General features: G+C 33.9%; 12 protein-coding genes. 8 read left to right on the forward strand and 4 right to left on the reverse strand.

What is annotated here, in order from left to right; translation table 11 throughout:
• Positions 1-72 precede the first annotated feature (72 nt).
• The 8 genes from flgH (at position 73) to Q0Y61_RS01855 (ending at position 7512) form a co-directional block, all read left to right on the forward strand.
• On the forward strand, positions 73-810 hold the full coding sequence (gene flgH / locus Q0Y61_RS01820; RefSeq protein WP_297810456.1) for a flagellar basal body L-ring protein FlgH: 738 nt from the start codon (positions 73-75) through the stop codon (positions 808-810).
• Positions 811-867: 57 nt separating this feature from the next.
• Positions 868-2334, forward strand: a complete 1467-nt coding sequence (gene thrC, locus Q0Y61_RS01825) for a threonine synthase (protein ID WP_297810459.1) — start codon at positions 868-870, stop codon at positions 2332-2334.
• Between the two features lie 9 nt (positions 2335-2343).
• Positions 2344-3228 carry a glycine--tRNA ligase subunit alpha gene (gene glyQ / locus Q0Y61_RS01830; protein WP_297810462.1) on the forward strand — a complete coding sequence of 295 codons (885 nt, stop codon included), beginning with the start codon at positions 2344-2346 and terminating at the stop codon, positions 3226-3228.
• 19 nt (positions 3229-3247) lie between these two features.
• Positions 3248-3994, forward strand: a complete 747-nt coding sequence (locus Q0Y61_RS01835; RefSeq protein WP_297810465.1) for a Nif3-like dinuclear metal center hexameric protein — start codon at positions 3248-3250, stop codon at positions 3992-3994.
• 29 nt (positions 3995-4023) lie between these two features.
• Positions 4024-4737, forward strand: a complete 714-nt coding sequence (locus Q0Y61_RS01840) for a zinc ribbon domain-containing protein (protein WP_297810468.1) — start codon at positions 4024-4026, stop codon at positions 4735-4737.
• A 6-nt stretch (positions 4738-4743) separates the two neighbouring features.
• The gene (gene waaA / locus Q0Y61_RS01845) at positions 4744-6015 is read left to right on the forward strand and encodes a lipid IV(A) 3-deoxy-D-manno-octulosonic acid transferase (protein ID WP_297810471.1); all 1272 of its coding nucleotides are present in this window, start codon (positions 4744-4746) and stop codon (positions 6013-6015) included.
• The gene (locus Q0Y61_RS01850) at positions 6005-6868 is read left to right on the forward strand and encodes an RluA family pseudouridine synthase (RefSeq protein WP_297810474.1); all 864 of its coding nucleotides are present in this window, start codon (positions 6005-6007) and stop codon (positions 6866-6868) included. Before waaA ends, Q0Y61_RS01850 begins: the two co-directional genes overlap by 11 nt.
• 149 nt (positions 6869-7017) lie before the next feature.
• Entirely contained in the window at positions 7018-7512 is a 495-nt protein-coding gene (locus Q0Y61_RS01855) for a ferritin (RefSeq protein WP_297810477.1), read from the forward strand.
• Positions 7513-7706: 194 nt separating this feature from the next.
• Here the strand turns inward: Q0Y61_RS01855 and Q0Y61_RS01860 are convergent, their stop codons facing one another.
• The 4 genes from Q0Y61_RS01860 to recR all read right to left on the reverse strand — a co-directional run bounded on the left by Q0Y61_RS01860 (position 7707) and on the right by recR (position 11375).
• Positions 7707-8924 carry an ammonium transporter gene (locus Q0Y61_RS01860; protein ID WP_297810620.1) on the reverse strand — a complete coding sequence of 406 codons (1218 nt, stop codon included), beginning with the start codon at positions 8922-8924 and terminating at the stop codon, positions 7707-7709.
• Positions 8925-9038: 114 nt separating this feature from the next.
• Positions 9039-9386, reverse strand: coding sequence for a P-II family nitrogen regulator (locus Q0Y61_RS01865; RefSeq protein ID WP_297810480.1), 348 nt, complete (start codon positions 9384-9386; stop codon positions 9039-9041).
• A 186-nt stretch (positions 9387-9572) separates the two neighbouring features.
• Positions 9573-10784, reverse strand: coding sequence for a potassium/proton antiporter (locus Q0Y61_RS01870; protein ID WP_297810483.1), 1212 nt, complete (start codon positions 10782-10784; stop codon positions 9573-9575).
• 18 nt (positions 10785-10802) lie between these two features.
• Positions 10803-11375: a recombination mediator RecR gene (gene recR / locus Q0Y61_RS01875; RefSeq protein WP_297810485.1), complete on the reverse strand. Its 573-nt coding sequence runs from the start codon at positions 11373-11375 to the stop codon at positions 10803-10805.
• Positions 11376-11393 lie beyond the last annotated feature (18 nt).

Raw genomic sequence — 11393 nt, forward strand, 5'->3', positions numbered from 1 at the left:
GATTTTGGAATGAGCTTTGCTTAAAGCTTTAAAAGTTAGGAATTATACCTAAAATTCACATAAGGAAATGCTATGAAATTTAGAGCTATTTTTTTGAAATTATCCTTTGCTGTCGTGCCTTATTTTGCATTCGGGATTCTTTTTAGCGGTTGCGCTACAACAGAACCTCAAATCTCTTTCCGCCCCCCAGCGTATGTAGAAGAACTACCTCCAAAAGAAGAGGAAGATAACTTTGGTAATCCAGGCAGTATTTTTGGACAAGGAGATAACTTATTGTTTTCAGACCGCCGTGCTATGCAATTAAATGATTTAGTAACCGTCATTATCAATCAAACAGCTCAAGCAACTTCCACGGCAAACAAGAATCTTAATGAAACTTCAAATTCTAATTTAACAGGTCCTGGAATCACTTTTGGTGGACCTAGTAGTAGTATTGGCAACTTAACAAGAACATTAAATAACTTGACAGGATTTGGCATTACAAGCGGTAACAATACTTCCACTTATCAAGGAGCAGGTTCGCAAAATCGTCAAGAAACTTTTTCTACAACGATTGCAGCACGTATTATTAAAGTAATGCAAAATGGAAATTATTTCATTGAAGGCAGTCGTGAAGTGCTGATTAATGGCGAAAAACAAATCATTCATTTGAGCGGGGTTGTGCGTCCAACAGATATAGCAAGAAATAACACTATAGAATCCCAATATATTGCAGACGCGAAAATTATGTATGACACACAAGGTGAATTAAAGAAAACCACCGAAAAAGGTTGGGGAACAAAACTTATTGAATCCGTTTGGCCTTTTTAAAGACAAATTTTGGCTTGATTTTGGTAAAATACGCAAATTTATTCATAAAGGATTTGCGTGCAAACACAACATTTTATTGGCACTCGTGGGGGACAAGATACCGCTTTAACTTTCAAAGATGCGGTTTTAAATCCAAATGCAGCGTTTGGGGGACTTTATACAGCCAAAAATCTTCCAAAATTTGATGGAGATTCTATTAAAGAATTGAGTCAGTTAAATTATGAAGAATTGGCGCAAGAACTTTTTCGCCATTTAAATTTAGGTATACGTAAGGAATCTCTACAAGCTGCATTACAACTCTACCATAATTTTGATGACCCTACTACGCCCTCACCTCTTTATTCAGTGCATCCCTATTTGAATGTGCAAAAACTCTATTGCGGACCTACGCGTGCTTTTAAAGATATGGCATTACAACCCTTTGGTTCTTTATTTAGCGATTTTTTAAAAGAATCCAAAAAAGACACAGATTATCTTATTTTAGTTGCAACAAGTGGTGATACTGGACCTGCAACTTTACAAAGCTTTGCGAACAAATCACATATTAAAGTTGTCTGCATTTATCCAGAAGGTGGAACGAGCGATGTCCAACGTTTGCAAATGACTACGATTAATGCAGATAATATTAAAGTTTTTGGCATTAAAGGGGATTTTGATGAGGCACAAACTTTGTTAAAATCTCTTCTTAAAGACCCAAAATTTAATGCGGTTTTAAAATCTAAAAATATTGCTTTAAGTGCTGCAAATAGTGTAAATTTTGGTAGAATCGCATTTCAAATTCTGTATCACGTTTATTCTAGTTTGCAAATCTTTAAAATCAATCATCAAAAAATCCATATCATCGTGCCAAGTGGTAATTTTGGCAATGCGCTAGGTGCATTTTATGCTAAACTTATGGGATTCCCTATTGAGCGCATTTGGATTGCTTCTAATGCCAATAATGTTTTGACAGAATTTATCAATACAGGCATTTATGATATTTCAGAAAAATCCCTACAAAAGACTTATTCACCTGCAATGGACATTCTAAAAAGTTCCAACATTGAGCGTGTGCTTTTTACCCTCTTTGACGCACAGCGCACAAGAGAATTTATGGAATCCCTAGAGCAAATCGGAAAATATAGTCTCACAAAAGAAGAACTTGCGTGGATACATATGTATTTTAGTGCAACAAGTTGCGATGATAATTATTGCCTTAAGACTATCAAAACCTATGCGGAAAAAGGCTATATCATAGACCCACATACAGCGTGTGGATTCAAAGCTTTTGAGGAAATCAAAGCCAAATTTCCTAACACACCTTGTGTGCTTTGTTCTACTGCAGAATGGACAAAATTTGCTCCAACTTTAGCTAAAGCACTTGGCTTAGGAGATTTAAGCGATAAAGAAGCCTTAGAGAGTATTTCTAAGACCTATAAAGTTACGATTCCTAAACAGATTTTCACTCTCTTCAATCAACCAGAAATTCATAATCAAGTTTTTGACAAAGAAACACTTAGCCAAAAAATTTTAGAATGGTTATAAGGAATTTTAATGTTATATTTTTCTGATTTACTTTTGAAATTGCAACAATTTTGGCGCAATCAAAATTGCTTGATTATTCAACCTTATGATATTCCAGCAGGTGCAGGCACTTTTCACCCTGCTACAATGCTTAGAAGTTTAGATTCTAAACCTTGGAGCGTAGCTTATGTTGCCCCATCTCGCCGACCAACAGATGGACGTTATGGGGAAAATCCTAATCGCTTAGGAAGTTATTATCAGTTCCAAGTTCTCATTAAACCAAGCCTTAATAATATCCAAGAGATTTATTTGAAAAGTTTAGAATACTTAGGTCTAAATCTTAAAGAACACGATATCCGATTTGTTGAAGATAATTGGGAATCTCCAACGCTTGGTGCGTGGGGCTTAGGGTGGGAAGTTTGGTTAGATGGTATGGAAATAACACAATTCACTTACTTCCAACAAGTAGGTGGAATCCCTTGTGAGCCTGTGGCAGTTGAAATCACCTATGGAACAGAAAGATTAGCAATGTATTTACAAGGTGTGGAAAATGTTTTTAGTATTCAATGGAACGAACATTATAGCTATGCAGATGTGCATTTGGAGGGGGAATATGAATTTTCAAAATATAATTTTGAAATTGCGGATACCTCAATGCTATTTGAATTTTTTGCTAAAATACAAAATGAAGGCAATCAAGCCTTAAAAGCAGGACTGCCTTTACCCGCTTATGATTGCGCTATGCTCGCAAGTCATTTATTTAATGTATTAGATTCTAGAAAAGCAATTTCTGCAACAGAGCGTCAAAATTATATTCTAAAAATCCGAGAACTTTCTAAGGCGTGCGCAACCCTATACAAAGAGCAAGAACCTATGCGTCAAGAACGATTAGAGTGTGCAAAGCAGAAACTCTAATTGTAAAGATTGTACGAATATGGTAAATAATAAAAAATACGATATTGCTACGATTCTTAAGTTTTTGGACACTCTAAGTCCCTTTAATCTACAAGAATCTTGGGATAATTCTGGATTAATTTTAGGCACACCCCATCATTGCTTTGAAAAAGTCTATTTAAGCTTAGAAGTAACTCTTGAAGTGTTAGAGCAAATGGAATGTGATTCTTTACTCATTACGCACCACCCATTGATTTTTAATCCTCTTAAAACATTAGTCTTTGAAAGCTATCCCTCTAAGTTATTACAAATGGCTATATTAAAAAACATTCAACTCATTGCTATGCACACAAATTTTGATAAAACACATTTTGGCAAATATATCGTAAAAGAAATCCTAAAGATTCAAAAATTTGAACAAAATGACTTTATGGTGTGTTTTAGATGGTGTGATAGTTTAGAATCCCTTTGCGCGCTTATCAAGGAGAAGTTTGCCTTAAAACAACTTAAAATCACAGAATCGCAAAATAAATATTGTCAAAATATTGCCCTTGTTACAGGAAGCGGTGGGGGATTCGTTCATTCACTTGATAACATAGACTGCCTCATCACAGGTGATGTAAAATACCACGAAGCAATGGAAGCTTTGGTTAAAAATCTTCACATCATTGATTGTGGGCATTATGAATTAGAACGTTACTTTGGTGAAATCTTGTTGCCCTTTTTGACAAATCAAGGCTATAAAGCTATAATTTTAGATTCACAAAATCCCTTTAATTTTGTTTAAATAATATTTTAATCTTTGGAGTAGCTGTTATGAATAAGCATTTAAGTCAATTAATTGAAATTGCAAATCTTGATAAAGAAATTGATTCTTTTGAGCCTCGCATTAAAGAAGTGAGAAAAGAGTTAAATCTCATTGAAGAGGAAGAAAATACGCTCAATCGTGAAGTAGAAGAGCTTGAAAGTGCAACACGTGATATTTCACTTTCTATTGCCAAAAATGAGAATCACTTAGAAGATTTATCCTTAAAACTAGAAGAGATTGCCAACAAAACAAAACTAATTAAAACGGAAAAAGAGAGTAAAGCATTAAGCTTAGAAGAGGAACTCGCCAAAGAGCAAATTACTTTTGCTAATGAAGAAATTGCTCGCTTAAATACGCTCATAGAATCCAAAAAAGATTCCATTAATTCTTTAAAAGAAAAAATAGATTCATTAAAAATCAGCGAAAAAGAAATTGCACAAAAGGTAGCAGTAGAAGTCCAAAAGGTAAAAGAAGAACAAAAAAAGGTTTTCACTCAAAAAGAAGAACTTGTTAGTAAAATGGACCAAAAAATTATCTCATTTTATGAAAAAATTCGCAAATGGGCAAAAAACACAAGTGTTGTGTCTATTACACGTCAAGCGTGTGGTGGTTGCTTTATTCGCATCAATGATAAGATTTATTCTGATGTTATCCGCCTTGATAATATTATCACTTGCCCTCATTGCGGTAGAATCCTTTACTTTCAAGAAGAAAATGCTTAATTTATAATGAATCTTTTTATTAGGATTTACTATATTGTGCTTTGTATAGCACATATTTGTGCTATACCCTTTTTACTTCTTTTAAACTTTAAGTTAAAATATCGTTTCTCTCTTAAAAAACGTTTTTTTGTACCCGATTCTTTACTCCAAGATGCAACAGGTTTCAAACTACATTGGCTACATTCCTGCTCATTTGGAGAGGTTCAATCCCTACAAAGTGTAATAGAATCTCTTATAAAACAACTCTCTAGTGATGAAAAGATTTTGCTTACTACTACTACACAAACGGGTTTCACTCTTGCTTGCAAACTTTATCCAAAGTGTATCGTGCGTTATTTGCCCTTTGAAACTTTGATTCCTTTTTGGTTGCACAAGATTAATTTGGTAAGTCTTACATTGGTAGAAGCGGAACTATGGCTTATGCCTTTAGTTTGTGCTAAATCAAAAGGTGCCAAGACACTACTTATTAATGCTAGAATTTCTAAACATTCTTTTCCACGTTATAAAAGATTTAGATTTTTTTATCGTAGGCTCTTTAGTCTTGTGGAAAAAATTTTTTGTCAAACACATTCTGATGAAAAATATCTTAAGATATTAGGCGCTAAAAATATTGAAGTTTTAGGGAATTTAAAATTAGCTCAAATTCCGCAAGTAAGTGTTCATTACACCTCTCCAAAGCAACCTTTATGGGTAATTGCTAGCACACATTGTAAGCATCATCAAAGTGAAGAAACCCTAATCCTAGATGCTATTTTAAAGGCATTTTTTATAGACAACCCCAATCAAAATTCCAACTTAGAATCTATGCCGCGTTTTTTATTTGCTCCTCGCCACCCAGAACGTTTTTTAGAAGTAGAATCTCGATTAAATAAAATCTTAAAATCCCATTCCCTCCCCCTTTTAGTAAAAACTTCAAATAATGGTGTGCAAAATGCCCTCAACGCTCCCTTTATTCTGCTAGATTCTTTAGGAGAGTTGAATAATCTTTACAAAATTGCACAAGGAGTGATTCTAGGGGGAAGTTTCTTGAAAGATATTGGGGGACACAATCCAATAGAACCCGCATTTTTTCGCACTAAACTCATTAGTGGAATTTATATTTTTAATCAAAAATCACTCTTTTTTAGCATACAAAATTATACTTTATGCTCTATTCAAAATTTGCCAAAAGCCTTGCAAAAATATAAAGTTTTAAAAAATACAAAAATTACCAAAAAACTCAATCTTAAAAAAATCATTCAAGCCATTTGCGCCAATAAGGTCATCAATGAAAAATAAAAAATTATCTAAAACTCAATCTTGCAAAAAACATTTCAAAAATAAATCCAATTTTTCTAAGCAACGAGCGACAAAATTAGATTCAAATCAAGAATCAAAGATTCCAAAAAATGCACAAAAAGCCTACAAGCTTTTAAGCCTACAAGAAAATATTTCCAACAACGAAGCCAAAAACCTTATTGATAGAGGATTGGTTAGTGTTAATGGCAAAAAACTACAAATTGCACGAACTCTTCTTACCTCACAAACAAAATTTGCCCTCCAAACTCCAAGCAATATAACAGAAATCTTTAAAGATTCGCAAATCTTAGCTCTTGCAAAACCCGCGTTTTTAACAAGTGAAGAAATTGCCAAATCGTATCCAGAATGGGTTTTGCTTCATAGGCTAGACAAAGAGACTAGTGGTGTTTTGCTATTAGTAAAAGACCAAAGCACATTTCATCTTAAAGCAAAAGAATCCTTTAAACAAATGCAAGTTAGAAAACATTATATCGCTATTGTAGAGGGCATTATAGAAGAAGAGAGCGAAATTACCGCCCCTTTACTTATCAAAAAAGGAAAATTTGCTAAAGTTACAATTAGCAAAAGTAACGAGGGGCAAAAGGCAATTACAAAAATTCGTCCTTTAGAAATTTCAGGCAAAAAAACTAAGTTAGCAGTGGAAATCAAAACAGGTAAAACACATCAAATCCGTGCGCATTTAGCACACTTAAAACACCCAATTATTGGCGATACACTCTATGGAGCAAAACCTGCTAATCGCATTTTACTACACGCTGAATCCATTACACTTTTAGGCTACAACTTTATTTGTCCTCCCCCGAAAGAATTTATCTTTAAAGATAATCTATAAAATTGCATTACATTTTACTATTTCTTTATACAAGATAGTCTCAGTGTGGATTTTATAAAAATATGATAATTATTATTAAATTTATTATTTATTTGTTATAATCCTCAATGTTAATTCAAATTAGCAAAATTATTTTTAGGAGTTTATATATGTTAAACGAAGAAATTGTCAAAAGGCTAAATGAGCAAGTAGCAAAAGAAATGTATGCCTCAAATCTCTATCTAAGTATGAGTTCTTGGTGCTTTAAAAATCACTATGAAGGCGCAGGTGCTTTTTTATTTGAACACGCTGGAGAAGAAAATAATCACGCCAAAAAACTCATCACCTATCTAAATGAGACAGATTCTATGGTTGAGATACAAGCAATCAAGAAACCTGATAATAACTTCAAAAACCTACTTGATGTGTTTGAAAAAACATATCAACACGAATTGTCCATTACTGATTCTATTAACAATATGGTAAGCTTTATGCTTGAACATAAAGATTATTCAACTTTTAATTTCTTACAATGGTATGTAGCAGAGCAACACGAGGAAGAAGCACTTTTTAGAAACATTATTGATAAGATTAAACTAATTGGAGAACAAGCTAATGGACTTTATTTAGCAGACCAATACATTAAAAGTATTGTGGGAAAATAATCAATTTACCTTTGTATCATTTGTGTGAGATTCCTTATTGCAATCTCACACAACCAACTAAATTTTACTAATTTCATTGTATTAACCCATCTCTTAATTTGCCTCATAATATAATCCAAAAAACCTTGTGTTAAAGTTTTCTTAATTTTCCACTTTAAAATAAAATACCCCCTTATAAATACGATAAAGAATCCTTAACGATAGGCAATCTCTCCGTGCAGAGACTGGTCTAATCCATTTTCTTCTTGTGTTTCCTCTACACGCAATGACACGAAAATACTAATTATTCTTAATACAATAAAGCTCATTAGAGCAGAGAGGGTAAAGCACGCAATAATTGCAACAATCTGCACAAATAATAAATTGAACTCTCCGCTATAAAATAGCCCCTCTCCTGCTGCTTCTTTACAGACAATCTCATTTACAGAACTCGTAGCAAAAAGTCCTGTTGCGATTCCTCCCCATATCCCACCTATGCCATGCAAACCAAATGCGTCTAATGTATCATCATATCCAAACTTAGATTTCATAGAACCAATGGCAAAAAAACAAATAGGTGAAGCCAAAAACCCAATCACAATCGCAGAAAATGGTGTTACAAACCCGGCAGAAGGCGTGATAGCTACTAGCCCAACAACAATTCCTGTGATACTCCCTAACAATGTAGGCTTACCATATTTTGTCCATTCTATCATCATCCAAGAAATCATTGCACCCGCCACCGCAAAATTTGTCGCTAAAAACGCATTGACAGCGACAGAATTAACACTAAGCGCACTTCCTGTGTTAAATCCAAGCCAACCTATCCATAAAAAGATTGCCCCAATAAACGATAAAGGAAGGTTATGTGGGAGGATTCCTTTTTGAGACTTGCGTTTTCCAATTAATAGACAGCCTACAAGCCCAGCCGCACCTGCTGCAATATGCACCACTCCCCCTCCTGCGAAATCCAATGAGCCTATTTTCATCAACCATCCTCCACCCCATACCCAATGTGCTAAAACATCATAAACTAAAGTGCTCCAACATAAAATAAAAATCAACAAGACGCCAAAACGTATTCTTTCTACGAATGAACCTGTAATAATTGCCGCTCCAATTACAGCAAAGAGCATTTGAAAAAAGACAAAAAGATTTTCTGAAACTAAACCAACCATAGAATCTTGAATATTAATTAAGAAAATATGATTTAAATTTCCAATCAACTGCCCTACATCATCTCCAAATGCAAGTGTATAGCCTACAATCACCCACTGAATGCACAACAAAGCAAAAAGTATTGTGCAATTTAGGGTTGTATTTAATACATTGCCACGATTGACCATTCCACCATAAAACATTCCTAGCGCTGGTGTCATCAACAAAACCAAACCACAACAAGCAATTAAAAACAATGTATCCACAGCGGAAATTGTGGATTCTGCGCCAAAAGCCATATTGTTCAACGCTAAAACCAACAAGATGATTTTCATTATTTCTCCAATCTTGAATATCCTAAATCATATTAATTCTATAATTTAGTTTTGTTAAATTGCGTCCTCTCCTTCTTGACCTGTGCGGATTCTAATTACATTGCTAATAGGGAGAATAATAATTTTACCATCACCTACATTACCTGTTTTTAAAGTAGTTTTTGTTACTTCAATAATCGTTTGTAATAAACTCTCTTTTGTAATAATTTCTACACGAATTTTTGGTAGCAAATCAATGGTTATTTCATTGCCACGATACACTTCTGTTTTGCCTTTTTGGTTACCAGCTCCCATAACATTACTGACCGTCATACCTTTGATTCCTCTTTGCGCTAAAGAATCTTTTAAAATATTTAACTTTTCTGAACGTGTGATAATTTCAACCTTATAAATCTTATCCATTGATTCTCCTCTCAAATTTGAAAAAATTATACCAAAAATAATATTTAAATTCAAAAATTAAATTTAATATTTAAGGAAAATAAAATATTTATAAATCTAATCTCTTGTTACGAAAACTTAGGGACATTATTATAGGCATTTGCAATAGAATCTTGAAATTTTAAAATGTAGTTTTCAATGAGTTATTCAGTGCTTCTCCTTTTCTTCAATAATATCTAACCTTTTTGCAGCAAAGCCCAAAGTCATACCCTGCACTAGCACAGAGACAAGCACCATAAAAAACACTACATTAAAAAACAGCTGGGATTGCTCCAAATCATACACGAAAGGATAAGTAGCGAGGATAATTGGCACAGCTCCGCGTAAGCCAACCCAAGATATAAATGCCTTTTCACGTTTGCTATATTTACTCTTTGCCAAAGAAATAAACACGCCAATAGGACGCGCAAAAAACATCAGCACAAAAACTAAAATCAAAGCTTGCAAAGCAACTTCTGGAAGTTGAGATGGAAATACAAGTAATCCAAGCACCAAAAATACAAGAATTTGCATCATCCAAGCAATCGCATCGTGAAAAGCAATAATATGTGATTTATAAGGAAAAGCAAATTTATTCGTCAAAATCCCTGCAATATAAATACTTAAATAACCATTGCCTTTTAACATCATAGAGAGTCCAAAAATCATAAAAAGCCACGCAACACTGATAAGTGGATAAAGACCAGGTTGAGAGATATTCAATCTTTCACAGATTTTTGGAAAAGTATAACCACAAAGTAATCCTACTGCGCCTCCAATAGCAAATTGTGCGACAAATTGCACAATCCATTCTGTTATAGAAGTGGCATTGCTCATCACAATCAACTGCAGCACGGTAATAGTGAGAAAAATTGCCATTGGATCATTACTCCCAGATTCTAGTTCCAAAAGCGGTTGAATATTGTGTTTTAATTTGATTTTGTGGGAGCGAAAAATCATAAACACTGCAGCTGCGTCCGTAGAAGACACAATAGAGCCGAGCAACAAAGCTTCCAATATCGTTACATTCCACATTAAATAAATAAAACAAGCTAAAATTATTGCTGTAATCAAAACTCCAAATGTTGCTAACATCACACCGCTGACTAAGATTGGCTTAATATGTCCCCAATGCGTATCAAGCCCTCCACTATAAAGAATAAAAATCAATGAGACTGAACCAACTGCTTGTGCCAAAAGGGCATTATCAAACTTAATTCCGACAATTCCCTCACTTCCTAATAACATTCCTAAAATCAAAAACACAAGCAATAATGGAAAACCAATTTTCTCTGAAATCTTACTCGCATAAACACTGATAAATAAAATCACTCCAATGGCTATGATATACAAATGAAGATTATCAATAATTTCCGACAAAATTTCTCCTTTTAATTTTTAAACTTTTACTCGTGATTGTAAGGCACGAACGATAGAAAGCTGGTCAATATTTTCTAGACTAACACCTGTTGGCACACCTTGCGCAATTTTGGTAAATTGTAATCCTAAATGCTCCAATTTATCCTCTAAATACAACATTACACTCTCATTACCCAAAGAAGGGCTAAAAGCAAAAATGACTTCTTTGATTTTATTTTTTTGAATCACTTCTTCTAAATGCTTTAATTCTAGCTTTTCAAGACCTTCTATAACAAAATATTTACCCACAAACTCTCCACTTTCTTCTAGCAAAAAAATGTCCCTAGGATTTGCTACAATACACAATTCACCATTATTACGTTCATTATCACTACAAATACCACAAATCCTATCATTAGAAATTGCACCGCACTCCTCACAAACAAGCAGCTGCTGAACACAACATTCAATATTATGTGCAAGTCTAATGGCACTGAATTTATCTTCAAATGCCAAGAAATATGCTAAACGCATTGCGGACTTCCTGCCAATACTTGGGAGTTTTTCTAGGGATTCTACAAGTTTTGCAAAATTTTCAGGATAAGATTTCATTAGCTAACCATTGATTTA

Source organism: uncultured Helicobacter sp. (assembly GCF_947367035.1).
GTDB lineage: Bacteria > Campylobacterota > Campylobacteria > Campylobacterales > Helicobacteraceae > Helicobacter_D.